At 71.7% G+C, this 24324-nt stretch carries 23 protein-coding genes and 1 riboswitch; of the genes, 12 read left to right on the forward strand and 11 right to left on the reverse strand.

From position 1 onward, the window contains the following. The first annotated feature begins 180 nt into the window (after positions 1-180). Positions 181-537, forward strand: a complete 357-nt coding sequence (gene erpA, locus AC07DW_RS21735) for an iron-sulfur cluster insertion protein ErpA (protein WP_064071056.1) — start codon at positions 181-183, stop codon at positions 535-537. A 130-nt stretch (positions 538-667) separates the two neighbouring features. Here erpA and AC07DW_RS21740 read toward each other — a convergent pair whose 3' ends face one another. Further along, positions 668-2170 carry a hypothetical protein gene (locus tag AC07DW_RS21740; protein ID WP_478859319.1) on the reverse strand — a complete coding sequence of 501 codons (1503 nt, stop codon included), beginning with the start codon at positions 2168-2170 and terminating at the stop codon, positions 668-670. Between the two features lie 77 nt (positions 2171-2247). After that, positions 2248-2454, reverse strand: coding sequence for a hypothetical protein (locus tag AC07DW_RS21745; RefSeq protein ID WP_478859320.1), 207 nt, complete (start codon positions 2452-2454; stop codon positions 2248-2250). A 127-nt stretch (positions 2455-2581) separates the two neighbouring features. Between AC07DW_RS21745 and AC07DW_RS21750 the strand changes: the two genes are divergently transcribed. Beyond that, positions 2582-3556: a carbohydrate kinase family protein gene (locus tag AC07DW_RS21750; RefSeq protein WP_478859321.1), complete on the forward strand. Its 975-nt coding sequence runs from the start codon at positions 2582-2584 to the stop codon at positions 3554-3556. Between the two features lie 61 nt (positions 3557-3617). Here the strand turns inward: AC07DW_RS21750 and AC07DW_RS21755 are convergent, their stop codons facing one another. Next, on the reverse strand, positions 3618-4997 hold the full coding sequence (locus AC07DW_RS21755; protein ID WP_478859322.1) for an aminotransferase class V-fold PLP-dependent enzyme: 1380 nt from the start codon (positions 4995-4997) through the stop codon (positions 3618-3620). A 261-nt stretch (positions 4998-5258) separates the two neighbouring features. Here AC07DW_RS21755 and ctaC point away from each other — a divergent pair, with 261 nt between their 5' ends. The 4 genes from ctaC to AC07DW_RS21775 all read left to right on the forward strand — a co-directional run bounded on the left by ctaC (position 5259) and on the right by AC07DW_RS21775 (position 9733). Beyond that, entirely contained in the window at positions 5259-6230 is a 972-nt protein-coding gene (ctaC, locus tag AC07DW_RS21760) for an aa3-type cytochrome oxidase subunit II (RefSeq protein ID WP_478859323.1), read from the forward strand. Then, positions 6227-7975, forward strand: coding sequence for an aa3-type cytochrome oxidase subunit I (ctaD, locus tag AC07DW_RS21765; RefSeq protein ID WP_478859324.1), 1749 nt, complete (start codon positions 6227-6229; stop codon positions 7973-7975). The genes ctaC and ctaD overlap by 4 nt, the downstream gene beginning before the upstream one ends. Next, on the forward strand, positions 7972-8370 hold the full coding sequence (locus AC07DW_RS21770) for a cytochrome c oxidase subunit 4 (RefSeq protein ID WP_478859325.1): 399 nt from the start codon (positions 7972-7974) through the stop codon (positions 8368-8370). Before ctaD ends, AC07DW_RS21770 begins: the two co-directional genes overlap by 4 nt. Before the next feature lie 121 nt (positions 8371-8491). Next, complete coding sequence (locus AC07DW_RS21775; protein WP_478859326.1) at positions 8492-9733, forward strand: L,D-transpeptidase; 1242 nt, start codon at positions 8492-8494, stop codon at positions 9731-9733. Positions 9734-9767: 34 nt separating this feature from the next. On the opposite strand, the gene AC07DW_RS21780 is transcribed toward AC07DW_RS21775, so the two are convergent. Next, positions 9768-10169, reverse strand: coding sequence for a hypothetical protein (locus AC07DW_RS21780; RefSeq protein ID WP_478859327.1), 402 nt, complete (start codon positions 10167-10169; stop codon positions 9768-9770). 198 nt (positions 10170-10367) lie between these two features. Between AC07DW_RS21780 and ctaE the strand changes: the two genes are divergently transcribed. From ctaE to AC07DW_RS21810, 6 genes are all read left to right on the forward strand, one after another. Next, complete coding sequence (gene ctaE / locus AC07DW_RS21785) at positions 10368-10988, forward strand: aa3-type cytochrome oxidase subunit III (RefSeq protein ID WP_336318359.1); 621 nt, start codon at positions 10368-10370, stop codon at positions 10986-10988. 75 nt (positions 10989-11063) lie between these two features. Further along, on the forward strand, positions 11064-11873 hold the full coding sequence (qcrC, locus tag AC07DW_RS21790; protein ID WP_478859328.1) for a cytochrome bc1 complex diheme cytochrome c subunit: 810 nt from the start codon (positions 11064-11066) through the stop codon (positions 11871-11873). After that, complete coding sequence (qcrA, locus tag AC07DW_RS21795; RefSeq protein ID WP_478859329.1) at positions 11870-12919, forward strand: cytochrome bc1 complex Rieske iron-sulfur subunit; 1050 nt, start codon at positions 11870-11872, stop codon at positions 12917-12919. Before qcrC ends, qcrA begins: the two co-directional genes overlap by 4 nt. Then, positions 12916-14547, forward strand: a complete 1632-nt coding sequence (qcrB, locus tag AC07DW_RS21800) for a cytochrome bc1 complex cytochrome b subunit (protein ID WP_478859330.1) — start codon at positions 12916-12918, stop codon at positions 14545-14547. Before qcrA ends, qcrB begins: the two co-directional genes overlap by 4 nt. Before the next feature lie 147 nt (positions 14548-14694). Next, entirely contained in the window at positions 14695-15759 is a 1065-nt protein-coding gene (gene trpD, locus AC07DW_RS21805) for an anthranilate phosphoribosyltransferase (protein WP_478859331.1), read from the forward strand. Positions 15760-15968: 209 nt separating this feature from the next. Next, positions 15969-16086: riboswitch (SAM riboswitch) on the forward strand. Positions 16087-16251: 165 nt separating this feature from the next. Continuing rightward, positions 16252-17610: an aminotransferase class V-fold PLP-dependent enzyme gene (locus AC07DW_RS21810; protein WP_478859332.1), complete on the forward strand. Its 1359-nt coding sequence runs from the start codon at positions 16252-16254 to the stop codon at positions 17608-17610. On the opposite strand, the gene AC07DW_RS21815 is transcribed toward AC07DW_RS21810, so the two are convergent. From AC07DW_RS21815 to AC07DW_RS21845, 7 genes are all read right to left on the reverse strand, one after another. Continuing rightward, a complete protein-coding gene (locus AC07DW_RS21815) occupies positions 17607-18875 on the reverse strand; it encodes a glycerate kinase family protein (protein ID WP_478859333.1) in 1269 nt (422 codons plus the stop codon). The genes AC07DW_RS21810 and AC07DW_RS21815 overlap by 4 nt on opposite strands. Beyond that, a complete protein-coding gene (locus AC07DW_RS21820; RefSeq protein WP_478859334.1) occupies positions 18872-20302 on the reverse strand; it encodes an SLC13 family permease in 1431 nt (476 codons plus the stop codon). The genes AC07DW_RS21815 and AC07DW_RS21820 overlap by 4 nt, the downstream gene beginning before the upstream one ends. A 74-nt stretch (positions 20303-20376) precedes the next feature. Next, positions 20377-21036 (reverse strand): response regulator transcription factor, encoded by a 660-nt coding sequence (locus AC07DW_RS21825; protein WP_478859335.1) that lies wholly within the window; start codon positions 21034-21036, stop codon positions 20377-20379. After that, positions 21033-22430 (reverse strand): sensor histidine kinase, encoded by a 1398-nt coding sequence (locus AC07DW_RS21830; protein WP_478859373.1) that lies wholly within the window; start codon positions 22428-22430, stop codon positions 21033-21035. Before AC07DW_RS21830 ends, AC07DW_RS21825 begins: the two co-directional genes overlap by 4 nt. A 49-nt stretch (positions 22431-22479) precedes the next feature. Then, complete coding sequence (locus AC07DW_RS21835; protein ID WP_478859336.1) at positions 22480-23025, reverse strand: hypothetical protein; 546 nt, start codon at positions 23023-23025, stop codon at positions 22480-22482. 305 nt (positions 23026-23330) lie between these two features. Further along, positions 23331-23612: an Lrp/AsnC family transcriptional regulator gene (locus AC07DW_RS21840; RefSeq protein WP_064071695.1), complete on the reverse strand. Its 282-nt coding sequence runs from the start codon at positions 23610-23612 to the stop codon at positions 23331-23333. Then, positions 23609-24307, reverse strand: coding sequence for a rhomboid family intramembrane serine protease (locus AC07DW_RS21845; protein WP_478859337.1), 699 nt, complete (start codon positions 24305-24307; stop codon positions 23609-23611). The genes AC07DW_RS21840 and AC07DW_RS21845 overlap by 4 nt, the downstream gene beginning before the upstream one ends. Positions 24308-24324 lie beyond the last annotated feature (17 nt).

Raw genomic sequence — 24324 nt, forward strand, 5'->3', positions numbered from 1 at the left:
ACTTTGACGATGTCCATAGTGTCGATGTGACACATCCCCTCTCCACGGGCCGGTGCTTGCCCGGAGCCCGGTGTGCGAGCATGAAAGGGAAAGACAAGCGCTGTGCCCGGAATGAATCCGCGGCCCCGCCGGTTGCTACCGGTCGGCAAGCAGTCTCCGTACAACCCGGGAGAGAAGCAGATGTCCGTATCGGACGAGAAGACCACTGTCAGCGACGGCATCCTCCTGTCGGACGCCGCCGCGGCCAAGGTCAAGGCCCTGCTCGACCAGGAAGGCCGCGACGACCTGGCACTGCGCGTCGCCGTTCAGCCCGGTGGCTGCTCCGGCCTGCGTTACCAGCTCTTCTTCGACGAGCGCTCGCTCGACGGCGACGTCGTCAAGGACTTCAACGGCGTCAAGGTCGTCACCGACCGCATGAGCGCCCCGTACCTGGGCGGCGCCTCCATCGACTTCGTCGACACGATCGAGAAGCAGGGCTTCACCATCGACAACCCCAACGCCACCGGCTCCTGCGCCTGCGGCGACTCCTTCAGCTAGAGCGGGACGCCCGGCCGGACGGGCCCCGGCCCACACCGGCCGGAGACGAGGGCGGCGGCCCCGGACCTTCCCCGGGGCCGCCGCCCTCGTCTCGTTCCGCCGCGCCCGCGGCGGCCCACCGCCCCCAGGGCTACCGCCGCGGCACCCGCTCGCCGCTCGCCGCGTCCACGATCCGCCGGTCGCCCGGCGGCTGGTCGAGCGTCACGGTCCCGGTGATCTCCTTGGCGATCAGGATGCAGACCCGCCCCGGCTCGATCGGCGTCTCGACCACCCTCAGCCGCACCTGCGTACCCGTCTCCTCGGCCTCGACGGTGTACTTGCTGCACACCCCGCCCCAGAAGCGGGCCGTCAGGATCTTCCCGTCCACGCTGTACGACTCGATCTGCCGCGGCGCCTTCCCGGTCCCCGGCGTGTCCGGGGCGTCCGGCGTCGCCGGCGGCGGCGCGGGCGCCAGGTGCTCGGGCGCCACGGCCGGGTAGGTGATCGTGAACGGGCGGGCACCGCCCTTCGGCGCCACCTCGAACAACCACGACGGTACGAGCGCGGGTCGCCCCGCCGTGTAGTGCGCCGCCAGCCCGAAGACCGCCCTGGAGACGGTCACCGTCTCCTTCGCGGCCGGACCGGTGGCCGAACCCCCGCCCGGACCGCCTGGCTCGCACGGCGCGGCCGGCTTCGTCCCGGAGTCCTCCAGCGGCGCGGGCGTGGCGCACCCGCCGATGTTCCCGCCGGTGCTCGCCCGCCCGTCGCCCGCCCCGGCGTTCAGCAGCTTCAGCGCCTCCGCCGCACCGATCACCGGGTACTCGTGGCTCTCCGCCGGGGCCCTCAGCCGGCCGCTGCCACCGGTCGGCGACCCGTCGGCCCCCACCTGGACACCCGTCGACCACCCGTACGTCGGCAGCCCGCCCACGACCGGGTCCGCGTTGACCACCCGTACCGAACCCATCACCTGCGTGGCGTCCAGCTCGGCGTCCTGCTGACCCAGCGCCTTCAGGACCGGGGCGGCGGCCTTCTTCGCCGCGGCCTCGTCCACCGGCGGCCCGCCCATGCCGTCCGGGGTCGTCGCACCCGAGGGGCACTCCTTGCCCTTCAGGCAGTTGTCCCCGACCGGCGCCGTCCCGAACGTCCACACGCCCGGCGCCTGCCGCTCCACCTGCAGCGTCGCACCCGAGCCGTCCTTGTCCGGCCCCACCTTCCAGGCCGAGCCGGCCGCCCTGGGCGTACCGGTGACGCCCAGCGCCCGGGCCAGCCGCGCCACCTCGTCGGCCCCCACGGTGCCCGCCGGCCGGTACACGTGCGCCGAGCGGGGGCCCTCGGGCAGCGGACCCGCGGCCCGGTAGACCACCCCGCGCGGGTCCGGCTCACCGGGTGCGATGCCCGGCCCGCCCGTACCGCCCGGATCCCCGCCGCCCTCGGTGTGGCCGTCCAGCGCCAGCGGCGGCGGCTGCGTACCACCCGCGGCGGGGGTACCGCCGCCCCGGTCGCCGCCGTCCGACGCGGCCGTGGCGAAGTACGCGCCGCCGCCCCCGGCGAGCAGCACCGCCGCCGCCACCGAGGCGACGGCCAGTGGCGAACGCTTCCGGCGAGGGTTCTCCGGTGCCGGCTCCGTGGCCGGCTCCCGCTCCGTACTGCTCACCGCGATGCTCCTTCGTGTGCCGTGGCCCTTTTACGGGAGACACCCGTGGGACGGGGCCGGGGAGCGTGCGGTTCCCCTCAGGCGCCGTACTCCGGCGTGGCGTCGATCAGGCGGGCGGACGCGGGCGGCACGACCACCCCGTGGATCAGGGACGGCGACACGGGCGCGGGCGCGCCCTCCGCCGGGACCGCCCAGTGGGGAACCATGCGCGCGCTGTCCCCGCGCAGTTCCGCCAGGCTCGGTTCGGACTCGTTCTGCTCACGCGTAACGATGAACTTCGGCATAAGCGCACCGTACGCACGCGAGTGCCGACCGAAAAAGACCTACTATCGGGTAGTTTCCGCATGGGGGTGCTCCGTCGACCCGGTAGCGTGAACCGTCAACTCCACCTTCCCGCAGGAGCGCCCAGCCGTGCGTATCGCAGTCACCGGCTCCATCGCCACCGACCACCTCATGACCTTCCCCGGCCGTTTCGCCGACCAGCTGGTCGCCGACCAGCTGCACACGGTCTCCCTCTCCTTCCTGGTCGACAACCTCGACGTCCGCAGGGGAGGGGTGGCGGCCAACATCTGCTTCGGCATGGGGCAGCTCGGCACGCGCCCCGTCCTGGTCGGCGCGGCGGGCTCGGACTTCGACGAGTACCGCGCCTGGCTCGACCGGCACGGCGTCGACACCGGCTCCGTGCGGATCTCCGAGGTCCTGCACACCGCGCGCTTCGTCTGCACCACGGACGCCGACCACAACCAGATCGGCTCCTTCTACACCGGCGCGATGAGCGAGGCCCGCCTCATCGAGCTCAAGGCCGTGGCCGACCGGGTCGGCGGCCTCGACCTCGTCTCCATCGGCGCGGACGACCCCGAGGCGATGCTCCGCCACACGGAGGAGTGCCGCAGCCGGGGCATCCCGTTCGCCGCCGACTTCTCGCAGCAGATCGCCCGCATGGACGGCGACGAGATCCGTACGCTCCTCTCCGGCGCGACGTACCTGTTCTCCAACGAGTACGAGAAGGGGCTCATCGAGTCCAAGACCGGCTGGACCGACGAGGAGATCCTCGCCAAGGTCGGCCACCGCGTGACCACCCTCGGCTCGCGGGGCGTCCGGATCGAGAAGGCCGGCGAGCCGGTCATCGAGGTCGGCTGCCCGGAGGAGCAGGCCAAGGTCGACCCGACCGGTGTCGGTGACGCCTTCCGGGCCGGTTTCCTGTCCGGTCTGTCCTGGGGCGTCGGCCTGGAGCGCGCCGCCCAGGTCGGCTGCATGCTGGCCACCCTGGTCATCGAGACGCTCGGCACCCAGGAGTACACCCTGCGCCGCGCCAACTTCATGGACCGCTTCACCAAGGCGTACGGCCACGCGGCCGCCGCCGAGGTCCGCACGCACCTGCCGTAACCGCCCCGCCCACCCCCGGGCACGCCTCCGGACCTGCCCGGGCCGGCCGGGCGGGCACGGCCTACGACGTCCGGCGGACCGTGTACGCGGTGCCCCGCTCCGCCGGGCGCTCGCCCACGTACTCCTGGCCCCGCATCCCGCACCAGGCCGGGATGTCCAGCCGGGCCGCCTCGTCGTCGGAGAGGACCGTCACGGTGCCGCCGACCGGGACGTCCCCGAACACCTTGGCCAGCTCGATCACCGGGATCGGGCACCGCCTGCCGAGCGCGTCCACCACCAGGGACTCCGCCCCCCCGGTCACCGGCCCGGCCCCCGGCGCGCCGAACCGCTCCCGGATCCCCGCCACCGTGCCCGGCAGGATCTCCAGGAACCGGTCCACGTCCGCCTCCGCCGTACCGAACGGCAGCGAGACCCGCACGTTGCCCTCCGACAGCACGCCCATCGCCCGCAGCACATGGCTGGGCGTCAGCGTGGAACTCGTGCACGACGAACCGGAGGACACGGAGAAACCGGCCCGGTCCAGCTCGGTGAGCAAAGCCTCCCCGTCGACATAGAGACACGAGAAGGTCACCAGGTGGGGCAGGCGCCGCACCGGGTCGCCGGCCACCTCCACGTCCGGCACCAGCTCGGGCACCCGCGTCCGGATCCGTTCCACCAGCTCCCGCAGCCGCGCGGCCTCCGCGGCCGCCTCGGCCCGCACCGCCCGCAGCGAGGCCGCCGCCGCCACGACGCCCGGGATGTTCTCGAATCCGGCCGAGCGCCCCGACTCCCGCTCGTCCGCCGGACCTTGCGGCGCGAACCGCGTCCCCTTGCGCACCACGAGCAGCCCGACACCCGCAGGGCCGCCCCATTTGTGGGCACTTGCCGCGAGCAGCGACCAACCGCCCCCCACCGGGCCCCACGCCAGCGACTGCGCGGCGTCCACCAGCAGCGGCACCCCCGCCTCCCGGCACGCCTCCGACACCTCGGCCACCGGCTGCTCGGTGCCCACCTCGTGGTTGGCCGACTGGAGGCAGGCGAGCGCCGTGTCGTCCCGCAGCGCGGCGGCGTACGCGTCCGGCGCCACCCGCCCGCCCCGGTCCACCGGCACCTCGGTCACCGTCCCGCCGCCCGCCTCGTGCGCGGCGGCCGACTGGAGCACCGACGAGTGCTCCACCGCCGACACGACCAGGTGCCGCCCGGCCCGCCGGCGTCCGGCGAGCGCCCCGGCAACCCCGGAGTGCACCGCCGCCGTCCCCGAAGGAGTGAACACGAGCTCGTCGGGGCGGCACCCCACCGCCTCGGCGGCGGCCTCCCGCGCCGCGTCCAGCAGCAGCCGGGCGCGCCGTCCCTCCCGGTACAGGCGGGCGGGGTCGGCCCACCCCTCGTCCAGCGCGGCCTGCAGGGCCTGGCGGGCGACCGGGTGGAGGGGAGCGGCGGAAGCGGAATCGAAGTAGGGCACACGGTCACGCTAACTCCGCGGGGCCCGGACCCGGGTGCCAGGAGGCACGGCACCCCCGCCGACCCGCCGGAAACCCGGTCCGGAACACCCCTTCGGGGTGCCCTGCGGCGCGTTGGGCACCCTCCCCGCGCGACCCCAAATAGCGTCCAGTAGGGTTTGGTCCGCATAAACATCCAAACCCCTGCCCGCGTCAGGGCCGGCGACCGACCAGCGTGACGGCCGCAGCCGACCGCGCGGGCGAGACTCTCGGGAAGGCGCTACGTGAGTCCCAACGGCTCCGACCGCTCGTCGCGGCGCCCGATGCGGCGGAAGCTGCCGCAGGTGCTGACTGCGGGCCTGATCCTGGCTACCGCCACCGGTTGCTCGTACAACTGGGAGGATTTCCCCCGCCTTGGTATGCCCACCCCGGTGACGGAGGAGGCCCCGCGGATCCTCTCCCTCTGGCAGGGCTCGTGGGCGGCTGCGCTCGCCACGGGCGTGCTGGTCTGGGGCCTGATCCTGTGGAGCGTCATCTTCCACCGGCGTAGCCGCACCAAGGTGGAGGTTCCTCCGCAGACCCGGTACAACATGCCCATCGAGGCGCTGTACACGGTGACCCCGCTCATCATCGTCTCGGTGCTCTTCTACTTCACCGCGCGCGACGAGTCGAAGCTCCTGGCCCTCTCGGACAAGCCGACCCACACCATCGGTGTGGTCGGTTACCAGTGGAGCTGGGGCTTCAACTACATCGAGAACGTCGACGGCAAGGCCGACACGGGCACCTCGCCCGCCAAGGAACTGGCCGTCATCCCCGACAAGTACCAGAAGCAGTTCCCCCAGGGGGCCGAGGGCGTCTACGACTACGGCATCCCGGGCACGCGGAACCCGCAGAACGGCAACTCGGGCCCGACCCTGTGGCTGCCGAAGGGCGAGAAGGTCCGGTTCATCCTGACCTCGCGTGACGTCATCCACTCGTTCTGGGTCGTCCCCTTCCTGTTCAAGCAGGACGTCTTCCCCGGTCACAATGTGAACGTCTTCGAGGTGACCGCCACGAAGGAGGGCACCTTCAAGGGCAAGTGCGCCGAGCTCTGCGGCGTCGACCACTCCCGGATGCTCTTCAACGTCAAGGTCGTCTCCCCGGAGCGCTACCAGCAGCACCTGAAGGAGCTGGCCGAGAAGGGGCAGACGGGTTACATCCCGGCGGGCATGGAGATCACCGACTCGGCCAGGAACTCGGAGAGCAACCAACTGTGAGCATCCTCAACGAACCTCAGGGTGCCGCCACGGCAGCCGACGGCTCGCGTGAGCCGTACGAGAACGAGCTGCCCGTCCGGCGCAGCCACCCCGGTGGTGTGGTCGTGAAGTGGCTGACCACCACCGACCACAAGACCATCGGCACGCTTTACCTGGTCACGTCGTTCGCCTTCTTCTGCATCGGCGGTCTGCTGGCGCTCTTCATGCGCGCCGAGCTGGCCCGTCCGGGTACGCAGATCATGTCGAACGAGCAGTTCAACCAGGCGTTCACGATGCACGGCACGATCATGCTGCTGATGTTCGCGACGCCGCTGTTCGCCGGATTCGCCAACTGGATCATGCCGCTGCAGATCGGCGCGCCCGACGTGGCGTTCCCGCGGCTGAACATGTTCGCGTACTGGCTGTACCTCTTCGGCTCGCTCATCGCGGTGGCCGGCTTCCTCACCCCGCAGGGCGCGGCCGACTTCGGCTGGTTCGCCTACGCCCCGCTGTCGGACGCGGTCCGCTCGCCGGGTGTCGGCGCCGACATGTGGATCATGGGTCTGGCCTTCTCCGGCTTCGGCACGATCCTCGGCTCGGTCAACTTCATCACCACGATCATCTGCATGCGCGCACCCGGCATGACGATGTTCCGTATGCCGATCTTCACCTGGAACGTGCTGCTGACCGGTGTGCTGGTCCTGCTCGCGTTCCCGGTGCTGGCCGCGGCGCTCTTCGCGCTGGAGGCCGACCGGAAGTTCGGCTCGCACATCTTCGACGCGGCCAACGGCGGCGCGCTGCTGTGGCAGCACCTCTTCTGGTTCTTCGGCCACCCCGAGGTGTACATCATCGCCCTGCCGTTCTTCGGCATCGTCTCGGAGATCATCCCGGTCTTCAGCCGCAAGCCGATGTTCGGTTACATCGGCCTGGTGGCCGCGACCATCGCGATCGCCGGTCTGTCGGTGACGGTGTGGGCGCACCACATGTACGTCACGGGCGGTGTGCTGCTGCCGTTCTTCTCCTTCATGACCTTCCTCATCGCGGTACCGACCGGTGTGAAGTTCTTCAACTGGATCGGCACCATGTGGAAGGGCTCGCTGTCCTTCGAGACACCGATGCTCTGGACGATCGGCTTCCTGGTCACCTTCACCTTCGGTGGTCTGACCGGCGTCATCCTGGCCTCGCCCCCGATGGACTTCCACGTCTCCGACTCGTACTTCGTCGTCGCGCACTTCCACTACGTCGTCTTCGGCACCGTGGTCTTCGCGATGTTCGCCGGGTTCCACTTCTGGTGGCCGAAGTTCACCGGCAAGATGCTGGACGAGCGCCTCGGCAAGATGACGTTCTGGACGCTGTTCATCGGCTTCCACGGCACGTTCCTGGTGCAGCACTGGCTCGGTGCCGAGGGCATGCCGCGTCGTTACGCCGACTACCTCGCCGCCGACGGCTTCACCCTGCTGAACACGATCTCCACGATCGCCTCGTTCCTGCTGGGCCTGTCGATCCTGCCGTTCTTCTACAACGTGTGGAAGACCGCCAAGTACGGCAAGAAGGTCGAGGTCGACGACCCGTGGGGTTACGGCCGCTCGCTGGAGTGGGCGACCTCCTGCCCGCCGCCGCGGCACAACTTCCTCACGCTGCCGCGCATCCGCTCGGAATCCCCGGCCTTCGACCTGCACCACCCGGAGATCGCCGCCGTCGGCCAGCTCGAGAACCACGGGCAGAAGGACACCGCGATGTTCGGTGGCAAGGAGGTCGGCAAGTGAAGATCCAGGGCAAGATGTTCATCTGGCTGAGCATCTTCATCCTCGCCATGGCGATCCTCTATGGCGTGTGGTCGAAGGAGCCGGCCGGTACGACGGCGCTCTTCCTGGCCTTCGGCCTGTCGATCATGATCGGCTACTACCTGGCCTTCACGGCCCGGCGAGTGGACGCCATGGCGCAGGACGACAAGGAGGCCGACGTCGCGGACGAGGCCGGTGAGGTTGGCTTCTTCTCGCCGCACAGCTGGCAGCCGCTCTCCCTGGCGATCGGTGGCGCCTTCGCCTTCCTGAGCGTCGCGCTCGGCTGGTGGCTCCTGTACTTCTCCCTGCCGCTCGTCCTGATCGGCCTCTGGGGATGGGTCTTCGAGTACTACCGGGGCGAGAACCAGAACCAGTAGTCCGCACACCGCGGGCCGCGCTTCGAGAAGGGGCCCGGCGACCTCTGTACGGAGGCCGCCGGGCCCCTCTTTTGGAGTCATCCGGCGTGCCGCTCCGGTCGCACCTTCCTACGGTGTGGTTATGAGCAACACGCCCCGCATGCGCATCGCCACGAGCTGCACCCTGCTGGTCGCCGTCACCGGCGCGAGCGCGACCGCGTGCGGTGGTCCGGACGGCCATCCCCTGTCCGCCAGGCCGTACGACGCGGCCGGCCAGGTCGCCTTCAACGCCCCGTCCGGCACCGCCAAGGCAGCCCTCGACAAGCCGCTGGAAGTCACGGCCAAGGGCAAGGACGGCCGCATCACGGACGTCACGGCCGTGGACACCGCCGGCCACTACCTCGCGGGCGAACTGTCCGCCGACGGCAGCCGCTGGCGCTCCACCGCCCCGCTGGTGGCCGGCACGCGCTACACCGTCCGGGTTTCCACGGAGGACCGCGAAGGCGCCCCAGGTGCCCGTACGCTGACTTTCGAGACCGCGCGGGCCAAGAAGGTCCTGAACGTGGAATTCGGGCCGGAGACGGGCAAGTACGGCGTCGGTCAGCCCATCACCGCCGAGCTCAGCGCCCCGGTCACCACCAAGGAGGGCCGCGCCGCCGTCGAGCGCTCCCTCAAGGTGCGGTCCACCCCCGCGGTCACGGGCTCCTGGTACTGGGTCGACGACAAGAAGCTGCACTATCGCCCGAAGGAGTACTGGCCCGTCGGCGCGTCCGTCACCGTCACGGGCAACCTCGCGGGCGTGAAGGTCGCGGGCGACCTCTACGGCGGCTCGGCGAAGTCCGTGAACCTGAGCATCGGCGACCGGGTCGAGGCCATCACGGACGCCGGCAGCCACCACATGACGGTCAAGCGCAACGGCGAAGTGATCAACACCATTCCGGTGACCACCGGAAAGCCGGGCTTCTCCACCCGTAACGGGATCAAAGTGGTGCTCGGCAAGGAGTACTTCGTCCGGATGCGCAGCACCACCGTCGGCATCGCGGCGGGCAGCAGCGAGTCGTACGACCTGCCGGTGTACTACGCCACCCGGGTGACCTGGAGCGGCGAGTACGTCCACGCCGCCCCCTGGTCCGTCGGCTCACAGGGGTACGCCAACGTCAGCCACGGCTGCACCGGCATGTCCACCGGCAACGCCGCCTGGTTCTACGAGAACGTCCGCGCCGGCGACCTGGTCCACGTCATCAACAGCGAGGGCCAGGAGATGGACCACTTCGGCAACGGCTTCGGCGACTGGAACCTGCCCTGGGAGAAGTGGCAGGCGGGCAGTGCCACCAAGGCCGACGCCCCCCGCACCGAACAGGTACGCCTCCGCCCCGGTCTCTGAGGCGCCCCGGCGGGCGGAGGGCCGGGCCGGGACGTCACGCCTCCACGGCGAGCCGGCTCCGCAGCAGGGCCGCCAGGGAGTCCGCCAGCTCCACCGGGTCGACCGGAAGGGTCACCGCGGCGTCCGCGCGGCTCCACGTGGCCAGCCAGGCGTCCTGGGGGCGGCCGATGAGCACCAGCACGGGCGGGCAGCGGAACACCTCGTCCTTGATCTGGCGGCACACCCCCATGCCGCCCGCCGGCGCCGCCTCGCCGTCCAGGACGCAGACGTCCACGCCGCCCGCGTCCAGCCGCTCCAGCACGGCCGGGAGCGTCGCGCACTCGATGTACTCGACCGGCGGAACGTCGGCCGCCGGCCTGCGCCCGGCCGCCAGCCGCACCTGCGCGCGGGTGTTGGCGTCGTCGCTGTAGACCAGGACGGTGGCGCTCGACTGCATGGTTCCTCCGAGTACGTCGGCGGCATGGGCGGGAAGGCAGGTACCGATGCGCCGGATGCTACTCCTCCCGTCCGCCCCTCCACAGCGGTTCGGACACTCCTTCGACACCCCTTCCGATGGGCCGTTCGGGCTGGACGGAGCCCATCAACACACCGAACGGCACCCCCCGGAGTGAGGGCGGGATAAGCGACCGACATAATGTCGGTCGTGGCGACAGCAACGACAGTAGAAACCGGGCACGCGCACCCGTCGGTCAATCGGCCGAACCTCACCAGCGTCGGAACCATCATCTGGCTGAGTTCCGAGCTGATGTTCTTCGCGGCCCTCTTCGCGATGTACTTCACCCTGCGATCGGTGACGGGTGCCGAGTTCTGGGCAGAGAAAGCCGATGCGCTGAACTTCCCGTTCTCGGCTACCAACACCACGATCCTGGTGCTCTCCTCACTCACCTGCCAGCTCGGCGTGTTCGCCGCCGAGCGGGGTGACGTGAAGAAGCTCCGTACGTGGTTCGTGATCACGTTCGTGATGGGTGCGATCTTCATCGGAGGCCAGGTCCTCGAGTACACCGAGCTGGTGAAGCACGAGGGCCTGTCGCTCTCGTCGGATCCGTACGGCTCCGTGTTCTACCTGACGACCGGCTTCCACGGCCTGCACGTGACGGGCGGACTCATCGCCTTCCTGCTGGTCCTCGGCCGTACCTACGCGGCCAAGAGATTCACTCACGAGCAGGCAACCGCCGCCATCGTCGTGTCCTACTACTGGCACTTCGTCGATGTCGTCTGGATCGGCCTCTTCGCCACGATCTACATGATCAAGTAGTCGGGTCCGTACCTCAGGTACACCCGACACATCCAGCAAGCATCGACGCAGAAGATCCTGACACCGGGGTAATCCGTGAAAAAGCTCTCCGCACGACGACGCCATCCGCTGGCGGCGGTCGTCGTCCTACTCCTCGCGCTGGCGGCCACTGGGGGGCTGTACGCCGCGTTCGCGCCCGCGGGCAAGGCGCAGGCAGACGAAACCGCCCAGTCCCTCGCCATCGAGGAGGGCAAGAAGCTCTACACCGTCGGCTGCGCCAGCTGCCACGGAACCGGCGGTCAGGGAACCACTGACGGCCCGAGCCTGGTCGGCGTCGGCTCCGCAGCCGTGGACTTCCAGGTCGGCACCGGCCGTATGCCGGCGCAGCAGCCCGGCGCCCAGGTGCCGGAGAAGAAGGTCATCTACTCGCAGGCCGAGATCGACCAGCTCGCCGCGTACATCGCGTCCCTGGGCGCCGGTCCGATCACGCCGACCGAGAAGCAGTCCAGCCCGGAAGGCGCGGACATCGCCCGTGGTGGTGACCTGTTCCGCACCAACTGCGCCCAGTGCCACAACTTCACCGGTGCGGGCGGTGCCCTGACGCACGGCAAGTACGCCCCGCCGCTGAACGACGTGAGCCCGAAGCACATCTACGAGGCCATGCAGACCGGCCCGCAGAACATGCCCTCCTTCCCCGACACGACCATGCCGGAGCAGGAGAAGAAGGACATCATCGCGTACATCCGGACCGTCAACGACGACCGGACCGCGACCCCCGGCGGCTTCGCGCTGGGCGGCGTCGGCCCCGTCAGCGAGGGTCTGTTCGGGTGGATCTTCGGTCTGGGTTCGCTGATCGCCGTCGCCGTCTGGGTCGCGGCCCACACCGCTAAGGCCAAGAAGTCATGAGTAGCCAAGAGATTCCCAAGGAGAGCCTGCCGAGCGAGCAGGACACCGCGCACGGTACGGCGGTAGCCGAGAACCCGTTCGCCGACCCGGGGCTGCCGCCCCACCGGCCGCGTATCCAGGACATCGACGAGCGGGCCGCCAAGCGGTCCGAGCGCACGGTCGCCCTGCTGTTCACGCTGTCGATGCTGGCCACGATCGGCTTCATCGCGTCGTTCGTGATCTTCCCGGTCGACAAGATCGTCTACGTCTGGCCGCTGGGTCACGTCAGCGCGACCAACCTGTCGCTCGGTCTGACGCTCGGCCTCGCCCTCTTCTGCATCGGCGCCGGCGCGGTCCACTGGGCCCGCACGCTGATGTCCGACGAGGAGGTCGCCGACGACCGGCACGCCATCGAGGCGACGCCCGACGTCAAGGCGAAGGTCATGTCGGACTTCGCGGACGGCGCGCGCGAGTCGGCCATCGGCCGCCGCCCGCTGATCCGCAACACCATGTTCGGCGCCCTGGCCATGGTGCCGCTCTCCGGTGTGGTCCTGCTCCGCGAGCTGGGTCCGCTGCCCGAGAAGAAGCTCTTCCACACCGGATGGGCCAAGGGCAAGCAGCTCATCAACATGAACACCAACGAGCCGCTGCGTCCCGAGGACGTCGCGGTGGGCTCCCTGACCTTCGCCAAGCCCCAGGGCCTGGAGGAGGACGACCACGACTTCAGCAACAAGATCGCCAAGGATGCCCTGATGATCGTCCGGATCCAGCCGGAGGACATCAAGGACAAGCGCGAGCTGGAGTGGTCGCACGAGGGCATCGTCGCCTTCTCCAAGATCTGCACCCACGTGGGCTGCCCGATCTCCCTGTACGAGCAGCAGACCCACCACGTCCTCTGCCCGTGCCACCAGTCCACCTTCGACCTCTCCGACGGCGCCCGCGTCATCTTCGGCCCCGCCGGTCATCCCCTTCCGCAGCTGCGGATCGGTGTGAACGACAAGGGCTTCCTCGAGGCGCTCGGCGACTTCGACGAGCCCGTCGGCCCTGCATTCTGGGAGCGCGGATGAGCACCACGACCGCAAGCGACGCCAAGCGCAAGGCGCCCGCCGGCGAGCGGGTAGCCGACTGGGCCGACGGCCGGCTGGGCATCTACAGCCTGGCCAAGGCCAACATGCGGAAGATCTTCCCGGACCACTGGTCCTTCATGCTCGGTGAGATCTGCCTCTACAGCTTCCTGATCATCATCCTCACGGGTGTGTATCTGACGCTGTTCTTCCACCCGAGCATGAACGAGATCGAGTACCACGGCTCGTACGTCCCGATGCACGGCATCCGGATGACCGAGGCGTACGCCTCGACCCTGGACATCAGCTTCGACGTCCGCGGTGGCCTGCTCATCCGGCAGATCCACCACTGGGCCGCCGTGGTCTTCCTCGCCGGCATGTTCGTGCACATGATGCGCGTCTTCTTCACCGGCGCGTTCCGCAAGCCGCGTGAGATCAACTGGCTGTTCGGCTTCCTGCTGTTCGTCCTGGGCATGTTCACCGGTTTCACCGGTTACTCGCTCCCGGACGACCTGCTCTCCGGCACCGGTGTCCGCTTCACGCAGGGCGCGATCCTGTCCATGCCGATCGTCGGCACGTACATCTCGATGTTCCTGTTCGGCGGCGAGTTCCCGGGCCACGACATCATCGCCCGGTTCTACTCGATCCACATCCTGCTGCTGCCGGGCATCATGCTCGGCCTCGTGGTGGCGCACCTGATCCTGGTCTTCTACCACAAGCACACCCAGTTCCCCGGCCCCGGCCGGACGAACAAGAACGTCGTCGGCATGCCGCTGCTGCCGGTCTACATGGCCAAGGCCGGAGGCTTCTTCTTCCTGGTCTTCGGTGTCATCGCGGTCATCTCCGCCCTGTTCACGATCAACCCGATCTGGACCATGGGCCCGTACCGCCCGGACCAGGTGTCCACCGGCGCCCAGCCCGACTGGTACATGGGCTTCGCCGAGGGCCTCGTCCGAGTGATGCCGGGCTGGGAGATCCGCCTCTGGGGTCACACGCTCGTGCTGGGCGTGCTCATCCCGCTGGTGGTCTTCGGTGTCATGCTGGCCGCGATCGCGCTCTACCCGTTCATCGAGTCGTGGATCACCGGCGACAAGCGGGAGCACCACCTGCTGGACCGGCCGCGCAACGCGCCGACCCGGACCGCTCTGGGTGTCGCCTGGGTCACCGCGTACATGATCATGCTGGTCGGTGGTGGCAACGACATCTTCGCCACCCACTTCCACCTGTCGATCAACGCCATCACCTGGTTCGTGCGGATCTTCTTCTTCCTCGGCCCGGTCATCGCGTTCATCGTCACCAAGCGGATCTGCCTCGGTCTCCAGCGGCGCGACAAGGACAAGGTGCTGCACGGACGCGAGTCCGGCATCATCAAGCGCCTGCCGCACGGTGAGTTCGTCGAGATCCACGAGCCGCTCAGCCAGGCCCAGCTGCACGCGCTCACCGCGCACGAGCAGTACACGCCGGCCGAGATCGGCCCGTCGGTCGACGAGAACGGTGTCGAGCGCAAGCCGTCCCGTTCGCAGAAGCTCCGGGCGAAGCTCAGCAAGGGCTACTACGGCGAGGGGAACCAGATCCCCAAGCCCTCCGTCGAGGAGTACAAGGAGATCACCAGCGGCCACGGCCACCACTGATCACCTGACGTCCCGGCCCCAGGTCGCCACAGCATCGAGCCCCGTCCATTCGCTGGACGGGGCTCTTTGCCGTGCCCGGGGATGGATAGGGTGGTGGTCATCCCTGTACGCCCCGTACACCCCGGTACGAAGACACCAGGAGCGACCATGAGCGCTGTGCACCCCGCTGGAGGAGACATCGCGGCGGGCCGCTCGTGGCCCGACGTCCTGAACGCCCTGCTGGAGGGGCGCGACCGGAGCGCCGACGACACGGCGTGGGCGATGGACCGGATCATGCGCGGTGAGGCCACCGACGCCCAGATCGCCGGGTTCGCGGTCGCCCTGCGCGCGAAGGGCGAGACCGTCGAGGAGATCACCGGCCTGGTCCGCGCCATGTACGCGCACGCGAACGTGATCGAGGTGCCCGGCCCGGCCGTGGACCTCGTCGGCACCGGCGGCGACGGCGCCAGGACCGTCAACATCTCCACCATGTCCGCGATCGTCGTCGCCGGTACCGGCGCCAAGGTCGTCAAGCACGGCAACCGCGCCGCCTCCTCCGCCTCCGGGTCCTCCGACGTGCTGGAGAAGCTGGGTGTCAACCTGGACCTGACGCCCCGGCGGGTCGCCGAGGTCGCCGAGGAGGCCGGCATCACGTTCTGCTTCGCCGTGCGGTTCCACCCGGCGCTGCGGTACGTGGCGGCGGCCCGCAAGGAGCTCGGCATCCGGACCACGTTCAACTTCCTCGGCCCGCTCACCAACCCGGCGCGGGTCAAGGCCCAGGCGACCGGTGTCGCCGACGCCCGGATGGCCCCCATCATGGCCGGTGTGCTCGCCGAGCGCGGCTCCTCCGCGCTGGTGTTCCGCGGTGACGACGGGCTGGACGAGCTGACCACCACCGCCACTTCGAAGGTGTGGGTAGTCCGCGACGGCGCGGTGCGCGAGGAGACGTTCGACCCGCGGGACGTCGGCATCGGCCTCGTGCCCGTGGAGGCGCTGCGCGGCGCGGACGCCTCGTACAACGCCGACGTGGCCCGGCGGATACTGGCCGGGGAGACCGGGCCCGTGCGGGACGCGGTGCTGCTGAACGCGGCGGCGGCCCTGGTCGCGCTGGAGCCGTCCGACGCCCCGCTGACCGAGCGGATCGGGGCGGGCATCACCCGCGCGGCCGAGGCGATCGACTCCGGTGCTGCGCGGGCGGCGCTGGACCGCTGGGTGGCCGCCAGCAACGCGTGACGGCCCCTCCGGGCCCGTGACGGTCGTGGACGACGGCCCGCACCGGGCCGGTGGTGTCGGGCGTACGGGCGGGGCCCGCCGGGCGCCGCCCGTACCCCGCGGCGGCGGCCCCGCGGGGTCCGTGCCGGTCGTCGTCCGGCCGAGGGCCGGTGTCCCGGGATCCGGACACGGCTTGCGTGCGGGCGATCACGTGGTTTAACTTCTCGGCAGGTCATGAGTGACAGCGACTACGGCCCCGGCCCGCTGTCCGGCAACCCTCCGTCCGTGGCGGGGTGCCCCGGGTGAAGACCAGGCCGCAGGCGGCGAAGTCTGTGGCAAGCGCGGACCCCTGCACACCCTGGGGTCCTGGTCCTCAAGGGAGCAGTCTCGTGAGCAAGCGAATGCGATAGGGCGTATCAGCCCCTTCTTCGGTACCCCCTTCTTCTCCTCTCGCCGCGCCGCACCCTCGTGCGCCGACGCGACGAGTTCGCCTGCCCTGTACGGGAGTTCGCCATGTCTGTCTCCACCCTTGCCGCCGACCAGTCCGTTTGTGCCCCGCTGCCCGTTCTGGGGCGGGATGTCACCGTGCCGCTCGTCACCGGGGGCGAGGTCACCTACGCCGCGCTCGACTACGCCGCCAGCGCGCCGGCCCTCCAGCGGGTGTGGGACGACGTGGCCGCGTACGCGCCGTACTACGGCAGCGTGCACCGGGGTGCCGGGTACCTGTCGCAGCTGTCGACCGACCTGTTCGAGAACAGCCGCGCCGCGGTGGCGGAGTTCCTCGACTGCCGGGAGGGCGACCAGGTCGTCTTCACCCGGTCGACCACCGACTCGCTGAACCTGCTGGCCGCCGCGCTGCCCGCCGGCTGCCAGGTCTTCGTCTTCGAGACCGAGCACCACGCCTCGCTGCTGCCGTGGAAGGACGCGACGGTCACGTACCTCGACGCGCCCCGGACGCCGGAAGAGGCGGTCCGGACGCTGGAGCGGGCGCTGGCGGACCGGGACCCCCACGGGCCGGCGCTGGTCTGCGTGACCGGTGCGTCGAACGTGACCGGTGAGTTGTGGCCGGTACGCGAGCTGGCCGCCGCCGCCCACGCCCACGGCGCCCGCATCGTCCTGGACGCCGCGCAGCTGGCACCCCACCACCCGGTCTCGGTGCGGGACCTGGACGTCGACTGGGTGGCGTTCTCCGGGCACAAGCTGTACGCCCCGTTCGGCTCCGGCGTCCTCGCGGGACGGGCCGACTGGCTGCGGGACGCCGACCCGTACCTGGCCGGCGGCGGCGCCTCCCGCAAGGTCGCCCGGCGCGCCGACGGCGGGGTGGACGTCGAGTGGCACACCACCCCGGCCCGCCACGAGGCCGGTTCCCCCAACGTCATCGGCGTCTACGCCGTCGCGTCCGCCTGCAAGGCGCTCACCGAGGCCGGGTTCGACGACCTGGTGGCCCGCGAGCAGTACCTGATCGGCAAGGTGCGCGCGGGGCTCGCCGAGGTGCCGGAGGTGAAGGTGCTGTCGCTGTTCGGCGAAGACGCGCCCCGGGTGGGCGTCATCTCCTTCGTCGTACGGGGCTGGAACAGCTCGCACTTCGCGGCGGCCCTCTCGGCCGAGTACGGCATCGGTGTCCGGGACGGACTGTTCTGCGCCCACCCGCTGGTGCGCACCCTGCTGGGCGGCGACCCGCAGGACGTCGGCGAGTGCGGCGCCCCGGACGGCGGGGCCACCTCGCTGAACGCCATCCGCGTCAGCTTCGGGGCGGGGACGCCGGACGAGCACGTCGACCGGTTCGTCCGGGCCGTGAAGGAACTCGTCCGGGACGGGGCTCGCTGGAACTACCGTACGGAGGACGGGCGTTGCGTGCCCGACCGAGGCTAGGGAGTGTCCGGAACGTATCGGCGTCCGCCCGCCGGGCGTCGCGGGCCGGGCGGGACGTCGCGGACACGGCCCGGGGCGTGTCCTGACCCCGCCGGGTCGGCGAGCCCGGCCGGGACCCGGCGAGGGGCCCTGAGCCGGGTGCCCACCAGGACCGTGCGCAGCGCCCGTTCGGCGGCGTCCGCGAGCAGCTCGGCGGCCCGGTCCAGCGCCTCCGGCAGCGGCAGCGGGCCGGCCGCGATCGACTCGTAGGCGTCGAGCCCCGCCTCCCCGGCGCCCACGCCCAGCGTGCCCGCCAGCGCCAGGACCGGTACCCCCGCCTCCCGGGCACGCCGCGCCACCTCGCCCGGCACCTTGCCCCGCACGGTCTGGGCGTCCAGCGCGCCCTCGCCGGTCACCACCAGGTCGGCGAGGCCCAGCCGGGCGCCCAGGTCCAGCCCGTCGAGGAGCACCTCGAAGCGCGGGAGCAGCCGGCCCCCCACCGCCGCGAGCCCCGCGCCCAGCCCGCCCGACGCCCCGGTGCCGGGGGCGCACCGCAGGTCGACGCCGGGGGCGCACGCCGCCGTCAGCGCGGCCGCCCAGTGCTCCAGGGCGGCCGACAGCTCCTCGCACCGTGCCGGGGTGGCGCCCTTCTGCGGGCCGAAGACCCGGGCGACCCCCCGCTCGCCGCACAGCACGTTGTACGGGTTGCACGCCACCAGCAGCTCGGTGTCCACCAGCCGCGGGTCGAGCCCGCGCGGGTCGACGACCGCGAGCCGGGTCAGCGCCGAGCCGCCGTGGGGGAGTTCGGCGCCGGACGCGTCGAGGAGCCGGACGCCCAGCGCCTGGAGGGCGCCCGCGCCGCCGTCCGAGGTGCCCGAGTCGCCGCACCCGACCAGGACGCGCCGGGCGCCCGCGTCGAGGGCCGCGCGGATCAACTCGCCGACGCCGTACGTGGTCGTGGCGCCCGGGTCTCGGCGGCCCGGCGGCACCAGGGCGAGCCCGGCGGCGGCGGCCATCTCCACGACCGCCGAGCCGTCCCCGAGGAGCGCGAAGCGGCTGTCCAGCGGGTCGCCCAGCGGGCCGGTCGCGGCGCACGCGACGAGCCGTCCGCCGGTCGCGGCGGCCAGCGCCTCGGCCGTGCCCTCACCCCCGTCGACCAGCGGGATCAGGTCCAGCTCGGCGTCCGGCAGGACCCGCAGCACCCCCTCGGCGATGGCCTCGGCGGCCTCCCGCGCCGACAGGGACTCCTTGAAGCCGCTCGGGGCGACGGCGACGCGGTAGCTCATCGGGGGGCCTCCACGAGGACGGGCACGCCGATCAGCGGCCAGACGGTCAGGGCGAAGAACAGGACCAGGCCCGCCGTGAGCGGGGCGAGCACCGCCGACAGCCGCAGCAGGTCGCGCGGGGTGTAGGTGGGCACCCCGTCGGGGACGTCACGGAAGAGCGCGACGGGCTTCGCCGACGCCGGCAGCGTGTGGCAGAACCCGGCCGCGGCGGTCGAGGCGAGCGCGGCGGTGACCGGGTTGACCCCCGCCGCGGACGCCGCCACCACCACCAGCGGGACGAGCACCGACGAGCGGGCCGAACGGGACTGGAGCACCAGGTGCGCGGCCGTGCTGACGACCACGACACCGGTCAGGAACAGCCAGGGCGGCGCGTGCACCGGCAGGCCCGCCACCAGCCACTCCGCCGCCCCCGAGTCGGCGAGCGCCACGCCCATCGCCATCGTCGCGGCCATGAACAGCAGCAGCGGCCACGGCACGGTCCGCAAGCCGTCCTTGAGCCGTACCGTCCCCAGCGCCGGCGACGCGGCCACCACCGCGCCGATCAGCGCCACGACCGCCGGGGACACCCGGTGCAGCGGCTCGCTGCACCACAGCACCACCACCGTGGCCAGCAGCAGGGCGCAGCGTGCCTCGGCGGTGGACAGCGGTCCCGTGACGGGGGCGTGCGCGTGCGCCTCGATGTCCGCGGGGGTGACGCGCACCGGGGCGCGCCGGTCGTCGCGCGTGGTGGTGGTGAGCAGGACCACCTCGGCGGCCAGGTGCGACGACACGACCGCCAGCGGCAGGCCGAGCAGCAGCCACCGTACGAACCCCAGCCGCTGCCCGGTGTGCTCCCACAGCACGTTGACGGTGATCAGGTGCGCCCCGGCGCCGATGAGCGTCGCGACGGCGGACAGCAGCACCACCGTCGGGAACAGCAGCGCCAGCATCACCACCAGCCGCCGGCGGTCCGCCAGCACGGCGGCCAGCGCCAGGAACACGGGCAGCGCGAGCGCGGCCCGCCCCGAGGTCGCCGGCACGGCGAACGAGGTGACGACGAGCGCGGCCGTGGTCAGGTGGACCAGCTGGCGCACCGTCCGGGCGCCGCCGGCCAGGAACGCCGCCGTCCGCCCCGCCAGGCCCGTCCGGGTGACCGCGGCGGCCAGGACGAACGCGCAGATCAGCAACCAGATGGTCTCGTCACCGAGGGGGGCGAAGAGCGTCCGGCTGCTGATCACGCCCGTCGCGGTGAGGGCGAGTCCCGCGCCCAGCGCGACATACGTGTCGTCGGCCGGGGTCGCGATCCAGGCGACGGTGGCGAGCACGAAGACGGCGAGGGTGAGGCGCGCGTCGGCGCCGAGACCGGGGAACAGGGCCGGCACGGCCAGCAGCGTGCACGACCCCAGCCCGCCGCCGACCCACGCCGCCCGGCCGGGGGTGAGGGTCACGGTGATCAGCCTCGGTTCGCGCCATGAGTCCCCGATGAGCGGTTCGTTAAGGGAAGTTCATGGAACGGGGCGCTTCATGGCATGCGGTAGCCCATGCCGCGCACCGTTTCGAGCCGTCGCGCGCCCAGCTTCTTGCGGAGCGCCCGCACGTACACGTCCACGATGTTCGAGCCGGGGTCGAAGTCGTACCCCCATACGTGGGACAGGATCTGCTCCCGTGACAGGACCTGGCCCGGGTGGCGCAGGAACAGCTCCAGCAGCACGAACTCACGGGCCGTCAGGTCGACGGTCCGGCTCTCCGCGCGGGCGCGGCGGGTGCGCAGGTCCAGGCTGAGGTCGCCGCTGCGCAACACCGTCACCTCGGGCGCGCGCGCCGCGGTGCGCAGCCGGAGCCGTACCCGCGCCAGCAGCTCCTCGAAGCGGAACGGCTTGGTCATCCAGTCGTCGGCGCCGCCCTCCAGGCCGGCCACCGTGTCCCGTACCGAGTCGCGGGCCGTCAGCACGATCACCGGCAGCGTCACGCGCGCCTCGCGCAGCTCCCGCAGCACGGTGAAGCCGTCCCGGCCGGGCAGCCCGATGTCCAGCACCATCAGGTCGAAGCCGCCGGTGACCGCGTAGTCGAGGGCGGTGTCCCCGTCGGCGGCGACCGTGGTGGTGAAGGCGTTGGCGCGCAGGCCCTTCTCGACGAAGGAGGCGATCCGCTCCTCGTCCTCGGCGATCAGGATCCTGCTCACTCGCCCTCCTCCGCCGAGAGCGCGTGACCCGGCACGAGCGCGTCCTCCAGCACGAGTACGAAGGTGGCGCCGCCGCCCTCGGTCGGCCGCAGGTCCACCCGGCCGCGGTGCCCCTCGGCGATGGCCTTCACGATGGACAGCCCCAGCCCGGCGCCGCCGCCCGCGCGGGCACCCCGCCGGGTGGTGCCGCGGCGGAACCGTTCGAAGATCACGGGGGCGTCCTCCGCCGGTACGCCGGGGCCGGTGTCGGCGACGTACAGCTCGATCCGGCCGTCCGCCTCACGGGAGCCGATTCCCACCCGCCGGCCGGGGGCGGTGTGCTGGACGGCGTTCTGCGCCAGCTGGACCATCGCCTGGGTGATGCGCTGCGGGTCCAGCTCGGCCTCCCGGTCGGCGACGCCGTCCAGGACCCAGTCGCGCTCGCCGAGGGCGCGGGCCTTCACGAACACGTCGGCGGTCAGTTCGCCCAGCTGGACCGGCTCGGGCGTGACGAAGTCGGGGCGTTCGGCCCTGGCGAGCAGCAGCAGGTCCTCCACGATCCGGCTCATCCGGTCCAGTTCGTCGGTGACCAGCCGGATCGTCTCCGCCTGTTCCGCCGGGTCGTCGCCCATCAGCTCCAGGTGGCCGCGCACGATCGTGATGGGCGTGCGCAGTTCGTGGCCGGCGTCGTCGACGAACTGGCGCTGCGCCGCGAACGCCCGTTCCAGCCGGTCCAGCATCGCGTTGAACGTCTCGGCGAGCAGCGCGATGTCGTCCCGGCCCCGCACCGGGATACGGCGGGTCAGGTCCTGTTCGGTGAGCTGGGCGGCGGCCCGGCTCACCAGGCGTACGGGGGCGAGGATGCGGCCCGCGACGGCCCAGCCGATGCCGGTGGTCATCAGCAGCGCCACCCCGGAGATGGCGAGCTGGGTGCGGAACGCCTCCATGGCGATGGCCCGTTCGTCGGCGGCGTGGAAGGCGACGACGAACGCCCCGGGCGGGGCCTGGCTCGCCGGGTTGATGGGCACCTTCGCCCACCGCACCTCGCCCCACGGCCGGTCCAGGGTGCCCGAGCGGGCGGGGGAGCCGAGGATCCGGGTGAGCGCCACCCGGTCGCGGTGGAGGGCGGCGCCGGTGGTGTCGCGGGGCTGCCGCAGCACGGACGGGACGCCGCCCGGGCCCCGGGTGAGGCCGAGCAGCTCCTCGTCGGGGTCGGAGTACTGGCGCTGGAGGAACACCTCCAGCAGGCGGCGCGGCTCGCCGAACCGGGCGCCGGTGCCGGGATCCACGCCCTGGTCGACGAAGTTGGCGAACTCGCGGGTCTCCTGCGTGAGCAACCGGCTGATCCGGTGGTCGACGTCGCGCAGCAGGATGGAACGGGTCGTCATCGCGACGGCCACCAGCGCCACGGCCATCACCAGCAGCAGCCAGAGCAGGATCCGCACCCGGGCGGAGACGCGGCGGTCAGGTGTCGTCACCGGAGTCGTCCCCGGAGCCGTCACCGCGGTCGTCGTCGTCGTCCCCCTCGGTGGCCGGCGGCCCCGGCACCACGGTGTCGGTGGGCGTGGTGCGGACCGGCGCGGCGCCGCCACCGGCCGGCCGGGCCGGCGTGCTCGCGCGCGTGCCCGCGGGCGGCCCCTCCGGTGTCCCCGCGGTCCGTCCGTCCGGTGTCCCCGCGCCACGGTCCGGTGACCCCCCGGGCGGCCCGCCCGGTGTCCCCGCGGGCGGCCCGCCCCGGGCGGGTACGGCGGCCGGCGTGCCCCCCGCGTCGCGGCCCGGTGTCCCGCTCGGCTCCGCGTCCGGTCCCCGGCCCGGCGGCGGGACGTCCGGCCCGGTGATCGGGGACGCGCCCGCCCCGCTCCCGGCCGGCCGGGGCGTGGCGCCCAGTTGCACTCCGGGCGGCACCACGGGCGCCTCGGGCGTTTCGGTCAGCAGATGGCTGGTGGCGGCGATGCCGAGCGGGATGGCGACGACCGCGGCGAGCGTCGCCATGCGAAGGGAGAAAGCCATGGGGCACATCCTGGGCGCGGGCCGGCCGCGCCTGGATGAGCGCCGGATGAGGGCTCTTTCATGAACGGCCCGGGTTTTCCGCGTCCGGCCGCCCCCGCCGGAGGCCGCCCGGCGGGTCGCGTTCCGGGCGGGCGACGCCCGAGCCTGCGGAGAAGGCGCCCGCGACGCGGTCGAGGGGGTGGCCTCGGCGGCGCGCGTCCCGCGCCCGGACGACCCCGCGGGCGTCCGCCGGGGAGCCACCCGTCCGGGTGATGCGCGAGCCGGTCCGGCAACGCCACGGACGCGTGGCCCCCGGGGGGGACGTCCTACGCGTCGAGGCCGATCGCGAACGCGGCCTCCAGGTCGTGCTGGGAGTAGGTGCGGAACGCCACGTGGGTGTCCGTCGCCTCGACGCCGGGGATCTTGCTGATCCGGCCGGGGATGACGTCCGCCAGGTCGTCGTGCCTGGCCACACGGACCATGGCGATGAGGTCGTACGTACCCGTGACGGAGAAGACCTCGCTGACGCTGTCCAGCGAGGCGATCGACTCGGCGATCTCGGGGATGCGGTCCACGCTGGTCTTGATGAGCACGATCGCGGTGATCACGGCTGTCCTTCTCCCTCGGTGGCCGCTGGGTGGGCCTTCACTCTAGCCCCCCGCCCGAACCGCACCCACGCGTAGAGGAAGCCCAGGCAGAAGCCCACCACGTGGGCCAGGTAGGCCACTCCCGGGCCGCTGTCCGCGCCCCGGGCGGCCAGCCACTGGAGCACGAACCAGAAGATCAGCACGATCCAGGCCGGGAACCGCAGCGGCAGGAAGAAGAGGAACGGGAAGAGGCTGGTGACCCGCGCCCTCGGGAAGAGGTGCAGGAAGGCGCCGAGCACCCCCGAGATCGCCCCCGACGCCCCCACCAGGGTCTGGTCCGAGTCGGCGTGCGCCACGGCGTACCCGAACAGCGCGAGGCAGCCGGAGCCGGCGTAGAAGAGGGCGAACTCCAGGTGGCCCAGCCGTTCCTCGGTCATCGCCCCGAACACGTAGAGGAACAGCATGTTGCCCAGCAGGTGCAGCCAACTGCCGCTGACGAAAAGGGCCGTCAGCGGGGTGAGGAGGACGTCCGGGGAGCCGCTCAGGAGTTCGGCGGGGACGATGCCCCAGCGGCGGAAGTACGAGCTCTGGGCGGCGAGGAGCGCGTCGCCGGTGCCGTACGAGGGGTTCAGCCCGGACACCGGGCTGATCAGGAAGACCAGGAAACAGGCGCCGATCACGGCGTACGTCACGGTGGGCCCGCGCCAAGCGATCATGGACAGATCATGACGTA

This window comes from Streptomyces sp. NPDC045701, assembly GCF_056432045.1.

Coding starts and splice junctions, on each gene's coding strand:
- erpA (WP_064071056.1), top strand. CDS start 181: ATGTCCGTATCGGACGAGAAGACCACTGTCAGCGACGGCATCCTCCTG.
- AC07DW_RS21745 (WP_478859320.1), bottom strand. CDS start 2,454: ATGCCGAAGTTCATCGTTACGCGTGAGCAGAACGAGTCCGAACCGAGC.
- AC07DW_RS21775 (WP_478859326.1), top strand. CDS start 8,492: ATGAGCAACACGCCCCGCATGCGCATCGCCACGAGCTGCACCCTGCTG.
- AC07DW_RS21780 (WP_478859327.1), bottom strand. CDS start 10,169: ATGCAGTCGAGCGCCACCGTCCTGGTCTACAGCGACGACGCCAACACC.
- ctaE (WP_336318359.1), top strand. CDS start 10,368: ATGTCGGTCGTGGCGACAGCAACGACAGTAGAAACCGGGCACGCGCAC.
- qcrA (WP_478859329.1), top strand. CDS start 11,870: ATGAGTAGCCAAGAGATTCCCAAGGAGAGCCTGCCGAGCGAGCAGGAC.
- qcrB (WP_478859330.1), top strand. CDS start 12,916: ATGAGCACCACGACCGCAAGCGACGCCAAGCGCAAGGCGCCCGCCGGC.
- trpD (WP_478859331.1), top strand. CDS start 14,695: ATGAGCGCTGTGCACCCCGCTGGAGGAGACATCGCGGCGGGCCGCTCG.
- AC07DW_RS21810 (WP_478859332.1), top strand. CDS start 16,252: ATGTCTGTCTCCACCCTTGCCGCCGACCAGTCCGTTTGTGCCCCGCTG.
- AC07DW_RS21815 (WP_478859333.1), bottom strand. CDS start 18,875: ATGAGCTACCGCGTCGCCGTCGCCCCGAGCGGCTTCAAGGAGTCCCTG.
- AC07DW_RS21830 (WP_478859373.1), bottom strand. CDS start 22,430: ATGGCCGTGGCGCTGGTGGCCGTCGCGATGACGACCCGTTCCATCCTG.
- AC07DW_RS21835 (WP_478859336.1), bottom strand. CDS start 23,025: ATGGCTTTCTCCCTTCGCATGGCGACGCTCGCCGCGGTCGTCGCCATC.
- AC07DW_RS21845 (WP_478859337.1), bottom strand. CDS start 24,307: ATGATCGCTTGGCGCGGGCCCACCGTGACGTACGCCGTGATCGGCGCC.